The organism is Streptomyces sp. TSRI0107, assembly GCF_001905845.1.
Classification (GTDB): domain Bacteria; phylum Actinomycetota; class Actinomycetes; order Streptomycetales; family Streptomycetaceae; genus Streptomyces.
Genome location: NZ_LIVZ01000001.1, coordinates 490972 through 513707, shown reverse-complemented (window position 1 = coordinate 513707; position 22736 = coordinate 490972). Strand labels below are relative to the sequence as shown.

18 protein-coding genes are annotated in these 22736 nt (G+C 71.5%); 2 read left to right on the top strand and 16 right to left on the bottom strand.

The window, feature by feature from the left end:
• Nucleotides 1–51: 51 nt before the first annotated feature.
• Both AMK31_RS40855 and AMK31_RS40850 read right to left on the bottom strand, forming a co-directional pair.
• On the bottom strand, nucleotides 52–216 hold the full coding sequence (locus AMK31_RS40855; RefSeq protein WP_198948399.1) for a hypothetical protein: 165 nt from the start codon (nucleotides 214–216) through the stop codon (nucleotides 52–54).
• Between the two features lie 110 nt (nucleotides 217–326).
• The gene (locus AMK31_RS40850; RefSeq protein WP_198948398.1) at nucleotides 327–476 is read right to left on the bottom strand and encodes a hypothetical protein; all 150 of its coding nucleotides are present in this window, start codon (nucleotides 474–476) and stop codon (nucleotides 327–329) included.
• 209 nt (nucleotides 477–685) lie between these two features.
• On the opposite strand from AMK31_RS40850, the gene AMK31_RS02220 reads away from it, so the two are divergent.
• A complete protein-coding gene (locus tag AMK31_RS02220) occupies nucleotides 686–1798 on the top strand; it encodes a M48 family metallopeptidase (protein ID WP_073938952.1) in 1113 nt (370 codons plus the stop codon).
• Between the two features lie 87 nt (nucleotides 1799–1885).
• Here AMK31_RS02220 and AMK31_RS02215 read toward each other — a convergent pair whose 3' ends face one another.
• From AMK31_RS02215 to proB, 5 genes are all read right to left on the bottom strand, one after another.
• A complete protein-coding gene (locus tag AMK31_RS02215; protein ID WP_073938545.1) occupies nucleotides 1886–2968 on the bottom strand; it encodes an SCO2583 family membrane protein in 1083 nt (360 codons plus the stop codon).
• A 112-nt stretch (nucleotides 2969–3080) separates the two neighbouring features.
• A complete protein-coding gene (locus tag AMK31_RS02210; protein ID WP_443333938.1) occupies nucleotides 3081–3656 on the bottom strand; it encodes an SCO2584 family spore wall biosynthesis protein in 576 nt (191 codons plus the stop codon).
• Nucleotides 3657–3745: 89 nt separating this feature from the next.
• A complete protein-coding gene (locus AMK31_RS02205) occupies nucleotides 3746–5032 on the bottom strand; it encodes a glutamate-5-semialdehyde dehydrogenase (protein ID WP_073938540.1) in 1287 nt (428 codons plus the stop codon).
• 61 nt (nucleotides 5033–5093) lie between these two features.
• Nucleotides 5094–5564 (bottom strand): hypothetical protein, encoded by a 471-nt coding sequence (locus tag AMK31_RS02200; protein WP_073938951.1) that lies wholly within the window; start codon nucleotides 5562–5564, stop codon nucleotides 5094–5096.
• A gap of 174 nt (nucleotides 5565–5738) precedes the next feature.
• A complete protein-coding gene (proB, locus tag AMK31_RS02195; protein ID WP_073938538.1) occupies nucleotides 5739–6845 on the bottom strand; it encodes a glutamate 5-kinase in 1107 nt (368 codons plus the stop codon).
• A 249-nt stretch (nucleotides 6846–7094) separates the two neighbouring features.
• Here proB and AMK31_RS02190 point away from each other — a divergent pair, with 249 nt between their 5' ends.
• A complete protein-coding gene (locus AMK31_RS02190; protein ID WP_073938950.1) occupies nucleotides 7095–8522 on the top strand; it encodes a polysaccharide pyruvyl transferase family protein in 1428 nt (475 codons plus the stop codon).
• Between the two features lie 58 nt (nucleotides 8523–8580).
• Here AMK31_RS02190 and AMK31_RS02185 read toward each other — a convergent pair whose 3' ends face one another.
• The 9 genes from AMK31_RS02185 to obgE all read right to left on the bottom strand — a co-directional run bounded on the left by AMK31_RS02185 (nucleotide 8581) and on the right by obgE (nucleotide 22662).
• Complete coding sequence (locus AMK31_RS02185; protein WP_385311231.1) at nucleotides 8581–9795, bottom strand: glycosyltransferase family 2 protein; 1215 nt, start codon at nucleotides 9793–9795, stop codon at nucleotides 8581–8583.
• A 197-nt stretch (nucleotides 9796–9992) separates the two neighbouring features.
• Nucleotides 9993–12059 carry a hypothetical protein gene (locus AMK31_RS02180; RefSeq protein WP_073938537.1) on the bottom strand — a complete coding sequence of 689 codons (2067 nt, stop codon included), beginning with the start codon at nucleotides 12057–12059 and terminating at the stop codon, nucleotides 9993–9995.
• A 152-nt stretch (nucleotides 12060–12211) separates the two neighbouring features.
• Nucleotides 12212–13708, bottom strand: coding sequence for a bifunctional cytidylyltransferase/SDR family oxidoreductase (locus AMK31_RS02175; RefSeq protein ID WP_073938534.1), 1497 nt, complete (start codon nucleotides 13706–13708; stop codon nucleotides 12212–12214).
• A 215-nt stretch (nucleotides 13709–13923) separates the two neighbouring features.
• A complete protein-coding gene (locus AMK31_RS02170; RefSeq protein WP_241842506.1) occupies nucleotides 13924–14565 on the bottom strand; it encodes a hypothetical protein in 642 nt (213 codons plus the stop codon).
• A gap of 267 nt (nucleotides 14566–14832) precedes the next feature.
• Entirely contained in the window at nucleotides 14833–16404 is a 1572-nt protein-coding gene (locus AMK31_RS02165; RefSeq protein ID WP_073938533.1) for an alkaline phosphatase D family protein, read from the bottom strand.
• Nucleotides 16405–16571: 167 nt separating this feature from the next.
• Complete coding sequence (locus AMK31_RS02160) at nucleotides 16572–18056, bottom strand: FG-GAP-like repeat-containing protein (protein ID WP_073938532.1); 1485 nt, start codon at nucleotides 18054–18056, stop codon at nucleotides 16572–16574.
• A gap of 37 nt (nucleotides 18057–18093) precedes the next feature.
• Nucleotides 18094–19584 (bottom strand): FG-GAP-like repeat-containing protein, encoded by a 1491-nt coding sequence (locus AMK31_RS02155; protein WP_073938531.1) that lies wholly within the window; start codon nucleotides 19582–19584, stop codon nucleotides 18094–18096.
• Between the two features lie 53 nt (nucleotides 19585–19637).
• Nucleotides 19638–21077, bottom strand: coding sequence for an FG-GAP-like repeat-containing protein (locus tag AMK31_RS02150; protein ID WP_073938530.1), 1440 nt, complete (start codon nucleotides 21075–21077; stop codon nucleotides 19638–19640).
• A 148-nt stretch (nucleotides 21078–21225) separates the two neighbouring features.
• On the bottom strand, nucleotides 21226–22662 hold the full coding sequence (obgE, locus tag AMK31_RS02145) for a GTPase ObgE (protein WP_073938529.1): 1437 nt from the start codon (nucleotides 22660–22662) through the stop codon (nucleotides 21226–21228).
• Between the last annotated feature and the right edge of the window lie 74 nt (nucleotides 22663–22736).

Sequence of the window (22736 nt, the reverse complement as noted above, 5' to 3'; positions counted from 1 at the left end):
GACCCTACCGGCCCGGTCTGTGGACTCCGACGGCCGGAGTCGTCCCGGAGATCAGCGGTCGCGGTTGAAGCGGGTGGTCACCCACAGCAGCAGCATCAGCACGATGAACGCACCGCCACCGGTGACCAGCGGGTTGAGACTGTTGTGGTTGCCGCCGTGCTCCCCGCCCTCGGAGGCGAGAGTGACCAGCTGGGCGGCGGTGGTGTGCAGGCTCATCTTCGTCAGGACCTATCGCGTGTGGGCGGGATAAAGACGTCGGCCCATCGTATGCGGGCGACTCCGCGGCGATCACCCCGACTCCGCTCTCGGGCAACCTTCCCGCGCGATCAGTCGTCCTTCCGCCTGTAACCCCGGAGCAGGAGCCAGGCGGTCAGCACACAGCCGACCACCATCACGATCAGGAGGATGCGCAGGAAGTTCCCGGCGCCCTCCTGCTCGGCGGCCATGAGCCAGGCGGACGCGGCGTTGTACTCCATGACGTGGTACTCCTTCGCTGTGCTGCCCGTCCACGGTATCTCCGCCAGGCTCTGCCGTTCGGATCAGACCGGCTGTGAGGTGCGGCACCTCGCGACGCCGGGTTGATCCGGACAGGAGGGCCTAGGCTGGGCCCTGCCTCGGGGGCATGGACGGCCAGCGGTCCGGGCGTGCGGTCCGGATCCGGTACACCGACGCACCTGGGGGACCGATGTCCTACGACCATCCGCAGACCGGAGCCGAGCATCCGCCCGGCAGGCGCCGCCGGCGCTTCCCGGAGATCTCCTCGCGTGCGTACGAGCACCCGGCCGACCGCTCGGCGCTGGTGGCCCTGCGCCGGCTGAGCGGCTTCGACACCGTCTTCAAGGCGCTCAGCGGACTGCTGCCCGAGCGGAGCATGCGGCTGCTGTTCCTGTCCGACTCGGTGCGGGTCTCGGACCGGCAGTTCCAGCATCTGCACGCGATGCTGCTGGACGCCTGTCACATCCTGGACCTGGAGAAGGTCCCGCCGCTGTACGTCCAGCAGGACCCGCAGCCGAACGCGATGTGCGTCGGCATGCACGAGCCGGTCATCGTGGTCTCCACCGGCCTGGTCGAGCTGCTCGACGAGGAGGAGATGCGGGCGGTGATCGGCCACGAGGTCGGCCACGCCCTGTCCGGCCACGCCGTGTACCGCACGATCCTGCTGTTCCTGACCGACCTCGCCCTGCGGGTGGCCTGGATCCCGCTCGGCAACGTCACGGTCATGGCGATCGTGACCGCGCTGCGCGAGTGGTTCCGCAAGTCGGAGCTGTCCGCCGACCGCGCGGGCCTGCTGGTCGGCCAGGATCTCCAGGCGTCGATGCGCGGCCTGATGAAGCTGGCGGGCGGCAACCATCTGCACGAGATGAACGTGGACGCGTTCCTGGAGCAGGCGGAGGAGTACGAGGCGGGCGGCGATCTGCGCGACTCGGTGCTGAAGATCCTCAACATGCTGCCCCGCTCCCACCCGTTCGCCACGGTCCGCGCGGCCGAGCTGAAGAAGTGGGCGGCCTCCCGCGACCACCAGCGGATCATGGACGGCCACTATCCGAAGCGCGGCGAGGACAAGGACACGAAGGTCTCGGAGTCCCTGCGCGAGTCGGCGGCCCACTACGCCTCCGAGGTGCGCGAGTCCAAGGATCCGCTGATGAAGCTGGTCACGGACCTCGCCGGGGGCGCCGGGGAGCTGGGTGACCGGGTGCGGCGCGGCTTCGGCGGCTTCACGGGCGCGCAGCAGCGCAAGGACCGGCCTGACGGGCCCGACCGGCCCGACCGGCCTTCGGACACGGACGAGCGGCCCTAGACCCTGGAAACCTGACCCTGACCCTAGCCCTGGCCCTGGCCCTGGCCCTGGACTCCCGACTTTCGGCGGGGCGCACCGCGCCGGGCGCTAGACCTTCGGCTGCGCGCTGTCCGCCAGCGTCCCGCACAGGGCGGTGGCGCCGTCGGAGGCGTACGGGTCGGTGCCGGCCGGGCCGCCCTCCTTGGCGGTCTGCCCGGAGAGCAGGGGGCGCAGCCAGCTGGTGGAGTCCTCGGCGCAGGACAGCGGCCCGGCCTGGGCGTGGGAGGCGACCACCTGGGTCTGGTGCAGGCGCAGGTCGTCCCGGTCGAAGCGGAAGTGCAGCTCGCGGCGGACGGTGAACAGCGAGGCCTCGGCGTCGGCGTCGGCGTCGGCCCCGGCGGGCCGCAGCGCGTACACGAAGGTGTGGTCGGCGGTGACCTCCAGGGTGGACGCGTCGGTCTCCTCTGCGTGCAGGCTGCCCTGGACGCGGATCCCGGGGTCGGCGAGTTCGGCGAGGGTGGGGTCGAAGCGGACCAGCCAGCCGGTGGGGGCGTGCCCGCCGTCGGCGGTCGGGTGGTCGAAGCTGCGGTCGAACTGGTCGAACTGGTCGGGGTCGAGCAGCATCCGCACGGGTCGGACCTGCCTGCCGGACAGCACTTCGGGGTAGAGCGAGGAGCGCACGACGTAGTCCTTGGCCGTGCCGAGGGCGCTGTGCACCTGGTCGTCGGAGAAGTGCGCGGTGCGCCGGGCGGCGGGCAGCGGGATGCCCTCGGCGCCGATGCGGAACTGTGCGGCGGGACTGGCACCGTACAGCCGTTCGACGTCGGAGGTGCCGGGGACGGAGCCCGGCGGGGCGAGCGGGATGACGGTCATCCGCACGGGTTCCACGGCCGGCGGGCGGGCGGTCCGCGTGGACGGGTAGGGGTTGCGGACGCCCATGTAGATCGCGGTGCCGAAGGCGACGGCGACCAGCAGGGCGAGGATCAGGAACTGCCGGGACAGCCCGCGGCGCACCGGGGGGCGGCGGCGCACGGCCGGCGCGTGGTCGGTGATCCGCTCCTGCGCGGAGTACTCCTGGAGACGGGCAGCGCGGACGAACGATTCGTCGAACACGACGGATCGGTACTCGTCCTCCGCACCGTTGGGGGCGCCGTCGGGTGTCCCCTCAGGTGGGTCTCCACGCCCGCCCATATCTTCAGGGTAGGTCTCCCGGCGCTCCGGTAAACGCCCCACCGCTGGACAACTTCTGACGGCTGCTCACCAGGCCGGAAGCCGTCCGTACCGGGCCGGTGGAGGCGTTCCGTCAGGGGGTCCGGGGCACCGCCGACACCGCCGGCCGGGAGTAGTCGGCGGAGGCCGACGGGCGGGCCGCGCCGCCCTGCTCCAGGCCGGTGGAGGCGGGCGGCGGCGGGACCTGCTCCTGGCGGTTCCCGGAGGCGCCCCGGTAGACGGCGGCGAAGGCCAGCGCGACCATGCCGACGCCCATCACCAGGGCCAGCAGCCAGGCGACGGGGCGGCGCCAGCGGGCGCGTCTGCCGAACGCGCCGGGTTCGGGGCCGTCGAGGACGTCGCGGTCGTCCAGGGTGTCCAGGCCGGGATCATGGCCGAAAGGCACCGGATCGCCGGTGCCGTATCCGTCGTCGTACCGCTCGCCCCGGCCGTGCGCCCGGCGGGCGGCCTCCGCCTCGGAGGCCTCGGCTCTGGCCTGGGCGGCCGCCAGGAGGCGCTCCACGGCGGTCGGCTCGTGCACCGCGGCCGCTCGTACGAAGGCCTCGTCGAAGACCACGGAGGCGAACTCTTCGTCCGACACCCCGCGGTCGTGGTCGTCGTCGGGCTCCCAGCCGTCAGGGAACGGCGTACCCCCCACGTCCTCCGGCACGGATCCAGAGTAGACCTGGGGGGTCATTTTGGGCAGACGGTATGGAAATTCCTCCGCGTGCTCGGATGAGCGCGCGGGGGTGGTGCGCCTCAGCGCCGGATGTGCCCGTCGCCGGTCACGACGTACTTGGTGCTGGTCAGCTCGGGCAGGCCCATCGGGCCGCGGGCGTGCAGCTTCTGCGTGGAGATGCCGATCTCGGCGCCGAAACCGAACTGGCCGCCGTCGGTGAACCGGGTGGAGGCGTTCACGGCGACCGTCGTGGAGTCGACCAGCTGGGTGAAGCGGCGGGCCGCCTGCTGCGAGGTGGTCACGATGGCCTCGGTGTGGCCGGAGGTCCACAGCCGGATGTGCTCCACGGCCTTGTCGAGCGAGTCGACGACGGCGGCGGCGATGTCGTACGACAGGTACTCGGTCTCCCAGTCCTCCGGCGTGGCCTCGACGACCGTCGCCTCGGAGTCCTTGGCGTACGCCATCACCCGCTCGTCGGCGTGCACGGTGACCCCGGCCGCCGCGAGGGCGTCCAGGGCGCGGGGCAGGAACTCGGCGGCGATGTCCTGGTGGACCAGCAGGGTCTCGGCGGCGTTGCAGACGCCGACCCGCTGGGTCTTGGAGTTGATCAGGATCTCGACGGCCATGTCGAGGTCGGCCGCCGCGTCGACGTAGACGTGGCAGTTGCCGGTGCCGGTCTCGATGACCGGGACGACGGACTCCTGGACGACCGCGTTGATCAGCGAGGCGCCGCCGCGCGGGATCAGCACGTCGACCAGGCCGCGGGCCCGCATCAGCTCGCGCACGCTGTCCCGGCTCTCGCCGGGCACCAGCTGGACGGCGTCGGCGGGCAGCCCGGCGCCGCCGACGGCGTCGCGCAGCACCCGGACGAGCGCGGTGTTCGACCGGTACGCGGAGGACGAGCCGCGCAGCAGGACCGCGTTGCCGGACTTCAGGCACAGGGCGGCGGCGTCGACCGTGACGTTGGGCCGGCCCTCGTAGATGATCCCGACGACGCCGAGCGGCACCCGGATCTGGCGCAGGTCGATGCCGTTGGGCAGGGTGGAGCCGCGGACGACCTCGCCGACCGGGTCGGGCAGCGCGGCGACGTCCCGCACGTCGGAGGCGATCGCGCGGACCCGCTCCGGGGTGAGGGTGAGGCGGTCGATCATGCCCTCGCTCATGCCGGTCTCGCGGGCCTTGGCCACGTCCTGGGCGTTGGCCTCGACGATCTCGCCGGCGCGCACCTCGAGCGCGTCCGCGATGGCGAGCAGCGCGTCGTCCTTCACGGACCGCGGCAGCGGCGCGAGGTCGGCGGCGGCGGCCTTGGCACGGTAGGCGGCCTGGGTGACCGGGGACATCGAGTCGTACGGCGAGAGCGTGGTCATGAGGGAAGGGTAGTGCGCCCCAGGGGCCCGGCCACCGCCCGTTCCACACCCCGAGACAGGATCAAAAGGGGTGAACTCCGACAGGGCTGGCGGGTGGCGGTCCGTACCCCTCGGCGATCCGCTGGTGGTAGGTGGCCCGGTCGATGACCTCCAGGCCGACGATCTCCCAGGGCGGCAGGCCGGCGGTCTGCCGGTGCTCGCCCCACAGGCGCAGCGCCACGGCGGCCGCGTCGTGCAGGTCGCGGGCCTCCTCCCAGTAGCGGATCTCGGCGTGGTCGCAGGCGTATCTGCTGGTCAGCAGGAAGGGGTGGTCGTGGGCGAGCTGTTCCAGGGCGCGCCGCAGCTCCGGCAGCGGGGCGGCCTTGCCGGAGACGCTGAGGGTGACGTGCCACAGCCGGGGCAGGTCCGGGGGCTCCTCGCCCTCGAAGCGGTCGCCGGCCGCCACGCTGGCCAGCGGAGCCCGGTCCGCACCGGCCGCGCGGGAGCCGGCACCACCGCGGGACGCCGTCGCCCCAGGGCGTACTCGTCTCACGACGGCCTCCTTCACGCGTGCGGAACGGTGTCTTCGAGATGCGCCTTCGAGACAAAGTTGAGCAGGCCGCGAGAGCTCGCGTGGGACTTTTACGGAACGTCCACCGCCGAGAGCGGACGATTTGCCGCAATCCGGATGGCCGCAGGGAGGTCTTTACGGTCTTTACGGACGCCCTTACGGGTGGAGCAGCACCAGGTCGTCCCTGTGTACGACCTCGCGTTCGTACGCCGGACCGAGCTCCTGGGCCAGCTCCCGGGTGGAGCGTCCGATCAGCCGGGGGATCTCCTTGGCGTCGAAGTTGACGAGCCCCCGGGCCACCGCGTGTCCGGCGCCGTCCCGCAGCTCGACCGGGTCGCCCGCGCTGAACTCGCCCTCGACCGCGGCGATCCCGGCCGGCAGCAGCGACTTGCGGCGCTCCACGACGGCCCGCACCGCCCCGTCGTCCAGGGTGAGCGCGCCCTGCGGGGTGGAGGCGTGCTGGAGCCACAGCAGCCGGTCGGCGGAGCGCTTGCCGGTGGGGTGGAACCAGGTGCCGGTGTCCTGGCCGGTGAGGGCGTCCGCCGCGTGGACCGCGCTGGTCAGCACCACCGGGATGCCGGCCGCGGCGGCGATCCTGGCGGCCTCGACCTTGGTGACCATGCCCCCGGTGCCGACCCCGGCCTTGCCGCTGCTGCCGATCTCGACGCCGGACAGGTCCCCGGGGCCCCGCACCTCCGCGATCCGCGAGGTGCCGGGCTTGCCGGGGTCGCCGTCGTAGACGCCGTCCACGTCGGAGAGCAGGACGAGCAGGTCGGCGTGGACGAGGTGGGCGACCAGGGCGGCGAGCCGGTCGTTGTCGCCGAAGCGGATCTCGTCGGTGGCGACCGTGTCGTTCTCGTTCACAATCGGGAACGCGCCCATCGCGAGCAGCTTGTCCAGCGTGCGGGAGGCGTTGCGGTGGTGGGCCCGGCGGCTCATGTCGTCCGAGGTCAGCAGCACCTGGCCGACGCGGACGCCGTAGCGGGCGAAGGAGGCGGTGTAGCGGGCGACCAGGAGGCCCTGGCCGACGCTGGCGGCGGCCTGCTGGCGGGCCAGGTCCTTGGGGCGGCGGCGCAGGCCCAGCGGGGCGAGTCCCGCGGCGATGGCGCCGGAGGAGACCAGCACGATCTCCCGCTCGCCGCCGCTGCGCACCTTGGCCAGGACGTCGACGAGCGCGTCGACGCGGTCGGCGTCCAGTCCGCCCGAGGCGGTGGTCAGCGACGAGGAACCCACCTTGACGACGATCCTGCGGGCCTCGCGCACGGCCTGCCTTGCCCCTGCCACCTTGCTGTCAGTCCCCTCGCGTAGGTCCGGCTGCCCCGCCCGGCAATCTACGCGAAGCGGATCGCGCCCCGCGCATCGGTCCAGCAGACGGACCGCGCGACGGGGCACGCGACAGGGCCCGGAGGGCGGGGACATCACGCAAGCGAACGGTCACGACTCGCGTACGACAAAAAGGTTGTACTGGTTGCTTATAGAATTCAACGACTCCGTAAACATAAGTTGACCAACGTGCCAGTAGTAGATCACCACCATCCGCAGCGCCCCACGCGCATCCTTCTCCGTTCGGGGAAGAGCCCGTACGACGTCGTCTCCATCGAGGAAGCCCTCGACCGGGACGTCATCGCGACCAACTCGGGCAACCTCATCTTCAGCGACGCCGCCCACAAGATCCTCGAAACCCCGGACACCGAGGTGGTCTCGAACGGCATCCGCTCCATCGCCGCGCAGGCGGGGCGCATCAACGAGGAGTACGACGTCTTCGTCGTCCCCCTCGCCAACGCCTTCCGGCCGTCCTTCGAGAAGCAGCTCCAGCGGCTCACCCGGCTGATCGGCAAGCTGAGGATCCCGGTGGTGGTGCTGGGCGTCGGCGCGCAGTCGGGACTGAACTACAACACGGCACGCCTGAAGGGCATCGAGCCCGTCGTCCGGGAGTTCGTGTCGGCGGTGCTCGACCGCAGCGCGTCCATCGGGGTGCGCGGCGAGTTCACCGAGCAGTACCTGAAGGAGCTGGGGTACCGGGACGTCGAGGTCATCGGCTGCCCCTCGCTGTTCATGAACGGCAGCGAGCTGACCGTCCACAAGCGGGTGCCGGAGCTGACGCCCGACTCCCGCGTCGCGATCAACGGCTCGCACAGCGCGGTGAAGTCGCAGGGCCTGGACCGGGTGATCACCCGCACCCACGCCCGCTACCCCCACCTGCGCTTCATCGGGCAGAACCTCAGCGACGCCCGGCAGCTGCACTGGCGGGACCTGTCCGACCCCAACGCGCTGGTGACGGCGATGCCCACGCATCCCGACCACCCGATGTACCGGGAGGACAAGGTCCGGGTCTACATCGACCCCGTCACCTGGATCGACGATCTGCGCGAGTTCGACTTCTCCTTCGGCTCCCGCATCCACGGCAACATCGCCGCGCTGCTGGCGGGCACGCCGGCGACGGTGCTGTGCGCCGACTCGCGGACGCTGGAGCTGTGCCGGTACTTCGACATCCCGCACCGGCGGATCGACAAGCTGCCCGAGGACCTGGACCCGGCGACGCTGTACGAGGAGGCCGACTTCGGCCCCCTGATGGCCGGTCACCAGGAACGCTTCGAGCGATTCACGGCGTTCCTCACCCGCAACGGCCTGCGGAACACCTTCACCCACGGCGACGGCGGCGCGGCCTACGACAAGCGTCTCGCCGAGCTGTCCTTCCCGCCGGGCGTCCGCCCGTGGATCGACTCCGACCCGGCCTCGCTGGGCTCCCGGTTCGGCTGGCTGCAGGGCCGGATGGCGGAACTGTCCGCGGAGAACGCCCGGTTGAAGAAGGACCTGGCCCGCTCCGGCGCCAAGGCGACGGCGACCGGCTCCTCCGCCGCCCCCTCGTCCGTCTACCGCCGCGCCCGGCGGGCGGTGGGCCGCCCGCTGCGCCGCGCGCTGGGTTCGGGCCGGGGCTGACCGGTCACCGCCGCACGTGAGAGGGCCGGTCCCCGCGGGGGCCGGCCCTCGGTGCCGTTCAGGCCGCCGCGGGCCGCTTCCCGCCCGGGGGCCTCATCCCGCGGACGATCCGGCGGGCCTTGCGGACGGCGCGGCGGAAGAAGGTGGGCGCGGGTTCCCGGTAGCCCTCGAAGGCGCGGGCCTCGCGGGGCTCGGCGAGGTAGAGGGAGTCGGGGAGCCCGGCGGCGGCGTCACGGAAGTGCGGGTAGACCAGATACAGGCGGCGGCCCTTGTTCTCCAGGAGGGCAGGGGCCTGCTTCTTGGCCTTCAGGAACTTCAGGACGTCCACCAGCAGGTCGGCGCGGCCCTCGGCCACCAGGTGCAGCCGCAGCCGCTCCTCGACCTTGAGGCGGCGGGCGACGCCCTCCGTCCAGTAGCCGTCCGTCAGCGGCTTGGCCAGCTCGAGCTTGTGCCGCCGTACCTCTTCGCCGTCCTTGAGGAACTTCGGCCCGAACTGCGGCAGCAGCGTGACCAGGAACGGCCGCACCATCAGCTGGTCGCGCCGCTCGCCCGGCGGCAGGAAGTCCGCGATCAGCTTCATCAGGGCGCGGGCGGAGTCGAAGCGCCGGACGTAGCCGCCGGTCTTCGTGACGTGCTTGCCGTCCTCGCGGCCCACCAGGTAGTAGCAGGTGTAGTCGGCGATCACGGAGACGCCGTCGGCCCGCAGATACGCCTCCATGGTGAACAGCGCGTCCTCGCCGGTCCACAGCGACTCGTCGAACCGCATGCCGTGCCGCTCCAGGAACTCCCGGCGGAACAGCTTCTGCGCGCTGAGCGTGAACTTGATGTTGGACGAGAAGACGTCGGTACGGTCCAGCGTCCTGCCCCACATCGACTTCGGCGCGGTGCGGTTGACGCCCTCGACGCGGCCCAGCACCACGTCCGTCCCGTTGCGGTCGGCCATGGCGACCATGCGCTCCAGCGCCTCGGGGCCGAGCCGGTCGTCGGCGTCGAGGAAGAACACGTAGCGCCCGGCCGCCTTCCCGAGACCCACGTTGCGGGGGCCGCTGGGGCCGCCGGAGTTCTCCTGGCGGATCACCGTGACCGCCATGGGCGCGCGGGCGGCGAACTCCTCCAGACACTCCCCCGTGCCGTCGGTGGAGCCGTCGTCCACGGCGATGACCTCTAAACGGCCGGGGCCGATGGTCTGGGCTTCGACCGACGCGAGGCATTCGACCAGGTACGGCATGGCTTCGTACGCCCCGATGATCACGCTGACATCAGGCTGCGTCACGGCACATTTCCCCCTCGTCAACGGGAAATTTCTCCCGTATCTCCTTATTGGCTACCAGGAAGACGACTGATCAAAGGAAGCGGTTGTCTCACATGCCGGGGTGAGTGGCACACATCACAGTACGTCCGAGGCGTGAAATGCGTTCGGCCCCCGAGGGGTGATCCCTCGGGGGCCGAATCGTCGTGGACCTGGCGGCCTCAGCCGGCCGTCACACCGTCGGTCTCGCCACTGGTCGCCACGCGCTGTCCGGGCAGCGACTCCTTCAGCGTCCGCGACTCCTGGCCGAGGTTGCGCGTCTCGGCCTTCAGGGCGAGGTTCGCCACCGCGTCGTTGAACTGGACGATCGACGCCGGCTCGGCCGGGCCGAGCAGGTACTCCTTCAGCTCCGCGCGGTCCTGCGCCAGCGGGTCGGCGGCCGGGTCGCGCACGGCGTCCAGCAGCTCGCCCAGCTCGGCCGCGCTGTTGGAGAGGATCACCGCGGCGCGCACCGCGGTGTTCTGCCGCTTGAACTCCTCCACGCCCAGCTCCCCGGAGTCCGTGACCGCGTACGGCTTGCCGCTCGCGATGAAGTCGGAGACCACGGACGAGATGTCGGAGACCATCGCGTCGGAGACGTTGAAGCAGTCGTACAGCCGCGGCTCGGCGCCGGTGATGACCCGGTGCTCCCAGTCCGGGAAGGACCGCCAGTAGGCGTCGTTCCACTCGGCGCGCAGCCGGGCGATCTCCTCGTGCCGGGCCGCGTCCACGAGCCCGTCGCGGGTGGCCTCGGCCTCGTCGCGCTTCTCGCCGCCCTTGCCGGTCAGCTCGGCGAGCCGGGCCTCGATCCGGGCCAGCTCGGCCTTCGCGGCGGCCTGCGCGGCGCTGTCCGCGGCGAACCGGGGGTCGGCGGCGCGCTCGGCGGCGGCCTTCTCGACCAGGGCGGCGATGCGCTGGTGGGCGGCCTTGGCGTCCTTGCTGACGGTGCCGGTGAACGGGTGCGGCTTGTAGAGGACGCGGACCGGCGGGTCGGCCGTGATCAGCCGGTTCACGATGTTCTCGCCGGCCAGCACGATCGAGGTGTTGCCGGGGTTGCCGTCCCAGCCCTCCCAGGTCGGCGCGTACAGCACCGTCGGGCAGCCTGCGTCGGCGGCCTCGCCGCGGGTCCCCCGCCAGGGCTGGATCGGCGCCAGCTGCGGACGGCCGACCTCGACGATGTCGTCGTCGCGGACGCCGACGTCGGCGATGGCGTAGCGGTCGCGGCCCGCGCGGCCGGCGGTCCACACCTCGTCGTAGACCTTGCTGAACGGGTTGACGCTGGCGAGCTTGTCGCTGTCGCCGTGGCCGATGAAGACGTGCTTCATGGTGGGCACGCGCAGCATGTGGATGTTCTTGCCGACGTTCGCGGCGTACAGCGCGACCCGCACCGAGGACAGGTCCATGTTCATCAGGTGCACCCCTCCGGGCACGCAGATGACGGGGACCGTGGTGGGCGCCATCCGGTCGAGGATGGCGCGCTCGCGCAGGATGATCAGCGGCTTGGAGTCCAGGTTCTCCATGGTCTCCAGCCACATGTTGACCTGGTACGCCGAGTCCTTGGAGCCGGAGAAGTACAGCACCGTCTCCGGCCGGTACTCGCCCAGCCAGTCGTCGACGGCGGCCAGCACGGCCTCGGCGCGCGGCGGGATCTTCCGGCCGCGCACGTACGGCGCGAGCACCAGGACGTAGCCGACGCCCAGGGCCATGGTGACGCCGATGCCGGCGAATCCCACGGCGGGCAGGTCGAGGGCCGCGGCGACCAGGACGCCGACGACGGCGGCGAGGTCGAGGTGCAGCATCTTCTCCGCGGAGCGGTGCAGCAGCTTGCGCGGCGGGGCGTCCGGGATGCGGATACGGGACTTCAGGTCGACGTTGCGGGTGGCGACCGGCATCCGGCGGCGGTTGCGGATGAGGGTGACCAGGGCGCCGTGCGGGGCCTGGAGGCCGTAGAAGGCGATGAAGCAGGCGACGGTGCCGTAGAAGATCAGGTCGTCCGAGAGGGACAGGCGGGCCAGCAGCAGGATGAGCAGCAGCTGCCGGATCAGGAAGCGGATCGACAGACCCGCGCGCACCTTGCTGAGGCGGTTGATCAGGTAGCTGCCCTTGCGGTGCAGATAGTGGTCCGCCAGGTACGTCACGGCGGCCACGGCCGCGAAGGCGGGAACGCTCGGGACGAGCGCGGCCAGCATGAGCGCCGGGAAACCCAGCACCACGAAGACCGCCGCGGCCAGTTCGGCCGCGCTGCCCACCCGGGCGACGCGTATAGCGGTGGAAATCACGGAAAAAACCTGCTCTGGGAGGGGATGCCGGTTTTGTCGACTACGGATTCAGGCCTCTGTGAACGCTCCGGTAAGGGAAGCGCACAGAGGCCTGAATTCCACAAAGTATTTGCTGACGAATATTACATGCCGGACTGGCGGTCCAGGACCGACGCCAGCGCCTGCTCGAAGCCGGAGGCCTTGCTGGCGCCCGCCGTCGGGTCCTGCTGGCGGACGTCGATGACATGGCCGGTCAGCTCGGACAGCAGCACGTCCAGCGAGGTACGGGCCACGGCCTCGGAGGAGAGCAGGCTGCCCGCGGGCTCCTGGCCGAAGGCCTTGGTGCGCATCGGGGTGGCGGTGCGCTCCGGGTTGATGCAGTTGACGCGGATGCCGTCGCCGGCCCACTCGTCGGACAGCGCCTGGGTGAGGTTCACCATGGCGGCCTTGGTGGAGGAGTACAGGCTGTACTCGGCGCGGCCGCGGGTGTAGCTGCTGGAGGTGTACAGCAGCAACTGGCCCTTGGTCTCCGCCAGGTACTTGTACGAGGAGCGGGCGATCTGCACCGGCGCCAGGTAGTTGACCTTCAGCGCCTCCTCGATGGTGGCGTTGTCGGTCTCGGCCAGCTTGCCGATGCGCAGCACGCCGGCGGTGTTGACGACGTAGTCGATGCGCCCGGTCTCGGCGTACGCCTTGGACAGCGCGTCGTCGACCTCCTCCGGGTTCTCCACGTGCGTGCCGGTGGTGGAGCGGCCCAGGGCGTACACCGTGGCGCCGTAGGACTCGGCGAGTTCGGCGATGTCCTTGCCGATGCCGTAGGAGCCGCCGAAGATCACGACCGTCTTGCCGGTCAGCAGCTCGCGGTAGGCCTCCTCGCCGTTCTGCTCGGGCGCGGCGGTGGAGGCGAGCTGGAAGAGCTTGTCGGCGATGAAGACGTCGACGGGCTGGGTGACCTTCATGTTGTACTCGTCACCCGCGACGACGTGGATCGGCACGTCCGGCAGGTACTTGAGCACGACGGAGCAGTCGTCCGTGGCCTGGAAGTTGGGGTCGCCGGCGGCGACCTCGTAGGCCCGCCTGATCGTGGACAGCTTGAAGGCCTGCGGCGTCTGGCCGCGGCGCAGCCGGGAGCGGTCCGGGATCTCGGTGATGAACTCGCCGTCCTCGCCGTGGGTGCGGGTCACGATGATGGTGTCCGCGGACGGGATGGCGACGTCGACGGCCTGGTAGCGGTCCAGCGCGGCCACGCAGTCGTCGATCACGCGCTGGGAGAGCAGCGGGCGCACGGCGTCGTGGAAGAGGACGTTGGCGTCCTCGCCCTCGGCCAGGCCCTCGCCCAGGGCGGCGATGGCGCGCTCGGTGGTCTCGTTCCGCGTCGAACCGCCCTCGATGATCTTCGATACCTTGGTGAAGCCGGCCTTGGCGACGATCTTCTCGACGTCCGGCACGTAGCCGGGCGCCATCAGCACGATGACGTCGTCGATGGAGTCGGCGTTCTCGAAGGTGGTCAGGGTGTGCTCGATGACTGCCTTGCCGGCGATCTTCAGCAGCTGCTTGGGGATCGACAGACCCACACGCTGACCGGTGCCACCGGCCAGGATCACTGCGGTGGTACGGGGCTTGGCTATGTGCTGGGACACAGGTGACCTACCTTGTGGCGACTGGGAACCTGGAAATGCTCCCACTTGTGGTTACCGCAGTGCAAGGTGAGCGACCGCTGTCGCATATGTGCGCGCAACCTGTCATTCACCTTGCACTCCTGGTGATTGGCGAGAGGCTTCCGCCGAAGGGCTCCACCGCCGCGGAAATTGCTGTGAGTAAGTCCACAGAAGTCCGCAGAAGTCCGCAGTGTGCGTCAGCGGCGCCGCAGCCTCTTCAGGCAGCGGTGCCCCAGTACCTTCACCAGTTCCTTCGACGACGTCTGGTGAACGGTACGCGCCTTGGCGGGTGTGGTGTGCCGCACGGGTGCCGCGGCCGCCGCCGCGAGCGCCCCGTACAGTGCGCGGGCCGCCACCTCGGGCGCGAGCCGCGGCTCGGCCGGCGGACGTTCCACGGGCTCCGGTACGGCCGACGGCAGCGCGGGATCGCCGACCACCCGCACGCCCGGCGCGCCGATCCGCTCCGCCGCCTCGGCGCCGATCGCGGCGGCGGCCTCGGCGGCCCACCGCGGCGTGCGGATCCTCACGTCCTCGGGCGAGGGGCTGCACACGTTGTTCATATGCGTCACCGCGCCGTGCCGGACGAGTCGTGAATACAGCTCGTCCGGCAGCTCATTACCGCGGAATTCGACGTTGAGATTTCGCAGCATTTCGGTCTCGGCCAGGGTGAGGGAACGATTCACTGCGTCCCGAACGGCTTCCAGGAGATTCCCGCGCAGCCCGAGAAGCGACTCGAAGACCCGCAGCGGACCGCCCCGGTCGCGGTCGTCGACCACCACCACGGTGACCCGCCCGGGCCCGGTGGGGTTGGGCTTCTCGTACGGCGGCTTGCGCAGCATGTGCTCCAGCCAGTCCGCTGATCAAGGAAGTCGACGCCGTACGCGGGCAGCCGGTCCTTGGCGGCGAACAGGGCGCCCTGGACGGCGGTGGTGCCGGTCTTGTGCGGGCCGATGTGCAGCAGCCGGGTGCCGGGCGGCGGGCGGGGTGGCACCGGGCGGGGTGAGTCTCTGACAATCCGTCTCCACGGTGAACGGACGGTAGGAGACCTCCATGAGGCGGAGCTGAGAACGCCCTGGGACCGCGCTTAGTCCCAGGGCGCGCGTGGCTCAGACGACTTCGACGCCGGGGCGTCCGGCCTCCACCCGCAGCCGGGCCAGCGTGCTCGGGGTCGCCGTCGGCTGCCGCACGGTGTCGACGACGCGCACCCGGGCGTCGATGCCGTCGCGGCGGATGTCGAAGAGGTGGTAGCCGCGGTGGGCGTCGAGCAGCTTCCAGTGCGGGTTGTCCGGCAGCCGCGGGTCCCACTCGCGGTGGAAGGCGGCCTGGTCCTGGTCGCCGTTGCTGGAGATGGAGGTGCCGACGAACTCGGCGCCGACGACCGCGGAGCCGGGGTCCGCGAAGTCCTCCTTGAGGTCGCTGACCATCGTCAGGTGCCGGTCGCCGGTGAGCACGACCGGGTTGCGCACGCCGCGGAACTCCTTCAGGAACTGGTTGCGCTCGGCCTGGTAGCCGTCCCAGGCGTCGTAGAACCACTGCTTGCCCTCGCCGACGAGCAGGTCGGTCTCGGCCATCATGATCTGCGAGGCGATCAGGTTCCAGCGGGCCGGCGAGCGGTGCAGGGAGTCCAGCAGCCAGCGCTTCTGGGCGGCGCCGAGCATGGTGAGCGACGGGTCCATGGCGCCGGCCTGGCTGGTGGCCTGGTCGCTGCGGTACTGCCGGGTGTCGAGGACGTTCAGCCGGGCGAGGCGGCCGAACTCCAGGCGGCGGTACATACGGATGTGCGGGCCGTTCGGGACGGCGCTCGCGCGGACCGGCATGTGCTCGTAGTACGCCTGGTAGGCCGCGGTGAGTCGGGCCACGAAGGCGTCGTGGGTCTGCTTGTCGGGGTCCTGCGGTATCTCGCCGGCGAAGTCGTTGTCGACCTCGTGGTCGTCGAAGGTCACCACGAACGGGGCGTTCGCGTGCATCGCCGCGAGGTCCGGGTCGGTGCGGTACTGGGCGTACCGGTTGCGGTACTGGGTGAGGCTGTACGGCTCGCCGGTGCCCTCGTGGCGGCGCGGGGCCGTCGCCGACGGTACGGACTCGTAGATGTAGTCGCCGACGAAGAGGACCACGTCGGGGTCCTGGGCCAGCATGTCGGCGTACGGGGTGAACCAGCCGTGCTGCCAGTTCTGGCAGGACGCGAGGGCGAGCCGCACGCTGCCGCCGGAGCTGCCGCGGTGCGGGGCGGTGCGGGTGCGGCCGGCCGGGGACAGCTGACCGCCCGCCCGGAAGCGGTACCAGTAGGAGCGGCCGGGACGCAGGCCCCGGACGTCGACGTGCACGCTGTGCCCGAACTCGGGGCGGGCCTGGGCGACGCCCCGGCGCACCCGCCGTCCGAAACGCTCGTCCTCGGCGATCTCCCACTCCACGGCCACCGCCCGGTCGGGCATGCCGCCGCCGTTCAGGGGGTCCGGGGCGAGCCGGGTCCACAGCACCACGCCGTCGGGCAGCGGGTCACCGGAGGCGACGCCGAGGCTGAACACCCCGTCGGGCAGCGGGGTCTCGGCGGCCCGGGCGGCGGCGGGCAGCCACAGCTGGGCGGAGGCCGCGGCGCCGAGCACGGCGGCTCCCGCGGTCAGAAAGCGGCGTCGGTCGGGCGATACATGTCCGGGTTCGGGTGCGGTCACTCCGGTCATCGCGGGAACTCCCTTGCCACAGCAGCCTCTTGGACACTCCGGAAGCTCTCTGTCCGGTCGGTCCGACGGCTGAACGCGAGAATGCGCGTGCATGACAAATGGGGAGACAAAAGAAGACCCGCCACGGCAAGGGAAGACGTTCTTGCCGCAGCGGGTCTGACAGAGGATCAGTAGGTGAAACCGGACCCCAGCCTGGCTCCCGTGGCCACCGTGCCGAGGGTGCCGTGACCGAAGGTGATCGCACCGGTCGCGGTGACCCCGGCGGACGTGGACCGGAACACCCACACCGACCCGGCGTCCGTGTTCTCGCCCGGCGCGCCCACGGCCAGTTCGGAACGGCCGTCGCCGTCGGCGTCGAGCAGACGGGTGGCCCGGCCGAACCGGTCGTCGCTCTCGGCGACGCCCGGCACCCCTGCCGTGTCCTGGCCGTACGACACGGCGCCGGTGCCGGTCGGACCGTTCTCGCCGCCCCGCAGCACGACCACGGAACCGGCGTCCTCGAGGCCGTCGTAGTCCTCGCCCGGCACGCCCGCCGAGACGTCCGCGTAGCCGTCCCCGTCGACGTCGGCGACCGAGACGTCGGTGCCGAAGCCGTCCCCGCGCTCGGCGGCACCCGGCACGCCGGCGCTGTCCTGGTACAGGTACCGCACCTTCGTGCCGTCCGGCCCGTCGGAGGTGCCCGGCACATAGGCGATCCGGCCGCCCCTGACCATCGGCTCGTCCAGGTCGCTGTCGTAGCCGTCGACGGGACGGCCGACCACGACGTCGTCGATGCCGTCGCGGTCGAAGTCGCCGAGGGCCAGGGACTCGCCGCCCTCCAGGGCGTAGCCGTTGCCGCCGAGCACCTCCTCGGGGACCGCGAGACCGTCGGGCGTGCCCTTCCAGACCTTGATGTAGCGGGCGTCGTACTCGTCGCCCTGGTGGGCGGTGGCGACCAGGTCGAGGAGACCGTCACCGTTCACGTCACCGGTGTCCATGTCCATGAAGCGGGGGTCGGAGTCGTCGGTGATCGCACGGGTCCCGCCGCTCGCCGCGCCGTCGCGGCCGAAGGGGCCCTCGGTCAGCACCATCTTCCAGAAGCCGTCCACGGTCACCAGCTCGGGCGCCCCGTCGCCGTCGAAGTCCCCGGCGGCCAGGTTGCCCCGCATGCCCACCGCTTCGTACATCTCGTCGCCGGTCGCGAGCGTGGCGCCGCCCGCCAGCCCCCGGGCGCCGCCCCACAGGACCTGCACCATCCCGGAGTCGGCGCCGGCGGGGTTGTCCTCGCCGGCCACGCCGACGACCAGATCGGTGTATCCGTCCCGGTCGAGGTCGGCCGTGGTCATCGCGCTGCCGAAGGTGTCGCCGCCCTCGGCGGTGTCCGGTACGCCCGCGGTGTTCTGCGTGAACACCGCCTTGTTCGTCGTGCTCAGCCCGCTCGCGGTGCCGTACAGCACGGCCACGTACCCGGCCTTCACCTTGCCGTCGACGGTCGCCTCCGGCGCCGCGACCGCGAGGTCGGCGTAGCCGTCGCCGTTGAAGTCGTCCTCCGGCTGCGCGGTGGGCGACTTCGCCACCGCCGTGGCCTGCGCGGCCGAGAGGGCGATGGCACCGGTCACGGCCAGGACGACGGCCAGTCCGGTGCGCCGGAGGGCCGCCCTGCGCTGGTTCATGTGATGTCCCTTCGTTGCGTACGTGGTCGTCGGACCGTCAGTCGCCCAGCGAGGCCCCGAACCGGGAACCGGTCACCGGCGCGCCCATGGTGGTCGCGCCGAACGTGAACGAACCGCTCGCCGTGACGCCGGTGGCGTTGGTGGGGAAGACCCAGACGGAGCCGTTGTTCGCGTTCTCCGCGGGGTCTCCGACGACCAGCTGCCGCTTGCCCGTGACGAGTGCGGTCTCCGCCCCGAAGCGGTCGCCCTTCTCTGCGGCGCCGGGTACCCCGGCGGTGTTCTGGCTGAACGACTTGGCGCCGGTGCCGGTGACACCGCCGGCGCCGCCACGCAGCACCAGGACGGTGCCCGCGTCGGTGAGCCCGTCGAAGTCCTCGCCGGGCAGGCCGGTGACCAGGTCCTGGTAGCCGTCGCCGTCGGTGTCGGCGATCGACAGGCCCGTGCCCATGCCGTCGCGCCACTCCCCCACGCCCGGCACGCCCGCGGTCTCCTGGTTGATCCAGACCGGCTTGCGGGTGGTGGACACGCCGTTCGGACCGCCGTAGACGACGGCGATGGCGCCGCCCTTGACGGGCAGCTCGACGTCGTAGTCGGTGCCGTCGGTCGAGTGGCCGACGGCGATGTCGGCGTAACCGTCCTTGTTCAGGTCGCCGATCTCGATGTCATCGCTCTCGAAGGTACGGCCCTGAGCGTCCTTGAGAACGCCCTTGAACGTGAAGCCGGAGGGGCCGCCCGCCAGCAGGAAGACATCGCCGGAGCCGCTGTCGCCGTCCACGAACTGGCCGCCGACGGCCAGGTCGGCGTAGCCGTCACCGGTGACGTCACCGGCGGCGAGCGTGGTGCCGAAGTACATCCCGTGGTCCGCGTCGAGTGTGAACGAGCTGGTCCGCGCGCTGCCGCCGTCCCGCCCGAACGGACCGTGCAGCACCGAACCGTCGCCCAGGGGCGTCCAGTCCTCGCCGTACAGCTCCCCGTTGGCCACCACGTCCAGGTTCCCGTCCCCGTCGACGTCGGCGACGGCGTAGGAGCCGTTGGCGTGCTCCGGCACGTCCTTCAGCAGGGTCGGCGTGGTGGACAGGCCCTGGGGACCGCCCCAGTTGACGGCCAGGAAGCGGTCGTCGAAGCCGCCGTTGCTCGACGTCATCACGACGGACAGCAGATCGGCGTAGCCGTCCCGGTCGAGGTCGCCGCTCCGGACGTTGGTGCCGTACCAGAGCAGGGCCGGTGACGTCGGCCGGTCCGGCCAGGTCAGCACCTGCTTGCGGGCCGTGGACAGGCCGGTCGACGTGCCGTACACCACGCTGATCGCGCCCGCCTTGGCGTTCGCGGCGTCCCTGGTCTCCGGGGCACCGATCGCGAGGTCCGGGTAGCCGTCGCCGTTGAAGTCGTCGTGCAGCCGCTTGGGGCTCGGGGTGGTGGTGGCCGCCGGGGTGGCGGCGCCGGCCGCCGGGACCGTCAGCGCGCCCGCGAGGAGCGCGACACCGATCGCGAGGGCCAGCCGGCCGCGGCGGTGGAAGTGGAGAGCCATGGGAATCCTGTCGCTGCGTGTGCGGATCGGAGGAGCAAGGGGGAGGCCGGAGGTCAGGACGAGAGGGAACGGCCCAGCCAGCCACCGGTCTTGACCTGGCCGAGCGTGCGGGCGCCGAAGGAGAACGAGCCGCCGGTCTGGACGCCGGCGGAGGAGGTCCGGAACACCCAGACCGCCCCGGCCCGCTGGTCCTCGCCGACGGCCGCCACGACCGGCTCGGCCCGGCCGTCGGCGTCGCTGTCGACGAGCGCGGCGTTCTCCGCGAACATGTCGGCCGACTCGGCGGTGCCGGGCACTTGGGTGGTGTGCTGGCTGAGGACCACCGTGCCGGCGCCGGTCGGCCCCTGCGGCCCGCCCGGTACGACGGCGAAGGTGCCCGCGTTCTCCAGCCCGGCGAAGTCCTCGAACGGGATCCCCGCCAGCACGTCCCCGTAGCCGTCACCGTCGACGTCACCGATGGCGAGACTGCGGCCGAAGCCGTCACCGGCCTCCTGGACGCCCGGCACGCCGGGGCTGTCCTGGCTGATGACGCGCGGGACGGCGACCGCGGGTCCGTCGGCGGTGCCGGGCAGGACGCCCAGCGTGTCCCCGCCTGTGACGATGTCCGCGCGGCCGTCGCCGGTGACATCGCCGACCGCCAGCGAGACGTCCCCGACGGGGACCGGGCGGCCCTGGGCGTCGCGCAGGATCCGCGGCTCCGCCAGGCCCGCTCGGCTGCCGCGCAGATGGTTCAGCTGGTAGCCGTAGTTGTGGTCGTCGTCCCAGTCGAAGGACCGGGCGAGGGTGACCAGGTCGGTGATGCCGTCGCCGTCGGTGTCACCGGCCACCACGTCGTCGAGGTTCATGTCGCCCTCGACCAGAGCGGTACGGGCGGTGCGGGCCGGGACGCCGTCCCGGCCGAACGGGCCGTAGGCGACACGATCCTGCTGGAGGAGGTCGCGGTGCCCGTCCCCGTCGAAGTCGCCGGAGACCGTCCGGCCGCCCTGGTACGCGGACGTCCCGAGGAGTCGCAGCACCGTGCCCGAGGCGAACCCGTTCGGGCCGCCCCACAGCACGGTGTTGCTACCGGTGCGGACGATGCCGTCGGCCCCCCAGGTCTCGCGCCGGGACTCGACCACGAGGTCCGTGTACCCGTCCCCGTCGAGGTCGTCGGCGGTCAGGGACTCACCGAAGCCGTCGTCCGTCTCGGGGGTGCCGGGCACGCCCGGGGAGGCCTGGTGGAACACCTTCTTGCCCGCGCCCAGCCCTTCCGGCGCCCCGTACAGCACGGCCACGTACCCGGCCTTCGCGCGGTCGCTCACCGTGGCGCTCGGCGCGCCGACGGCCACGTCCTCGTATCCGTCTCCGTTGAAGTCGACGGCGGCGCGGTGCTGCCGCACGGCCACCGTGTCAGCGGCTCGGGCCGGCGACAGTCCGACGGTCGTACCGGCGGTGAGCAGGGCGAGCGCCACTACGGTGGTGCGCCTGAGACGGAGCGCTGCGGGATGGGACACGTCGACTCCGGGGATCGAACGGGCGGTTTACCGCGGAGAGGACCAAGATCCTCATCCGCACGCCCTGTTCGACTCACGGACCGTCAGGTTGGTTGCCCCTGAGTGCGCCGTGAATTTCCCCGGAGTTCACCTGAGGGCGAGCGTGCGCCTAGAACGGCTCGAAGTCGTCGAACTCCCGCTGCGCGTCGTCCCGTTCGGCCTGCCGGTCCCGGCGCCGCTGCGCAGCCGGACGCTGCTCCTCCAGACGGTGGTCCTCACCGCGCCGGCCCAGCATCTCGGCGCCCGCCATGACGGACGGCTCCCAGTCGAAGACGACCGCGTTCTCCTCGGGGCCGATGGCCACGCCGTCGCCCGCGCGGGCGCCCGCCTTCATCAGCTGCTCCTCGACACCGAGGCGGTTCAGCCGGTCGGCGAGATAGCCGACGGCCTCGTCGTTGTTGAAGTCGGTCTGCCGCACCCAGCGCTCCGGCTTCTCGCCGCGCACCCGGAACAGCCCCTCGTCCTCGCGTACGACGGTGAAGCCCGCGTCGTCCACGGCCTGGGGCCGGATGACGATCCGCGTCGCCTCCTCCTTCGGCTTGGCGGCACGCGCCCGTCCGACCAGGTCGGCGAGGGCGAACGACAGCTCCTTCAGCCCGATGTGCGCCACCGCCGACACCTCGAACACGCGGTAGCCGCGCGCCTCCAGGTCCGGCCGCACCATCTCGGCGAGGTCCTTGCCGTCCGGCACGTCGATCTTGTTCAGCACGACGATCCGCGGCCGGTTGTCCAGGCCGCCGTACTGCCGCAGCTCCTCCTCGATGATGTCGAGGTCGGAGACCGGGTCGCGGTCGGACTCCAGGGTCGCCGTGTCCAGCACGTGCACCAGCACGCTGCACCGCTCCACGTGCCGCAGGAACTCCAGGCCCAGACCGCGGCCCTGGCTGGCGCCCGGGATGAGACCCGGCACGTCGGCGATGGTGTAGACGGTCGAGCCGGCGGTGACGACACCGAGGTTCGGGACGAGCGTGGTGAACGGGTAGTCCGCGATCTTCGGCTTGGCGGCGGAGAGCACCGAGATCAGCGAGGACTTGCCCGCGCTCGGGTAGCCGACCAGCGCCACGTCGGCGACGGTCTTCAGCTCCAGCACGATGTCGTGCAGGTCCCCCGGCTCGCCCAGCAGCGCGAACCCGGGCGCCTTGCGGCGGGCGGAGGCCAGCGCCGCGTTGCCGAGGCCGCCGCGGCCGCCCTGGGCGGCGACGTACGAGGTGCCGTGGCCGACCAGGTCGGCGAGGACGTTGCCCGCCTTGTCCAGGACGACCGTGCCGTCCGGCACCGGCAGGACCAGGTCCTGGCCGTCCTTGCCGGAGCGGTTGCCGCCCTCGCCCGGCTTGCCGTTGGTGGCCTTGCGGTGCGGGGAGTGGTGGTAGTCCAGCAGCGTGGTCACGGACTGGTCGACGGTCAGGATGACGTCGCCGCCCCGCCCGCCGTTGCCGCCGTCCGGGCCGCCGAGCGGCTTGAACTTCTCACGGTGGACGGAGGCACAGCCGTGGCCTCCGTTACCCGCGGCGACATGCAGCTCGACGCGGTCCACGAAGGTGGTCATGGTTCAGTGCCTCCAGAAAAGTGCGGTTGTGTCTCTGTGTCACACGTATGCCTTCGTGTAACACGCGAAAGGCG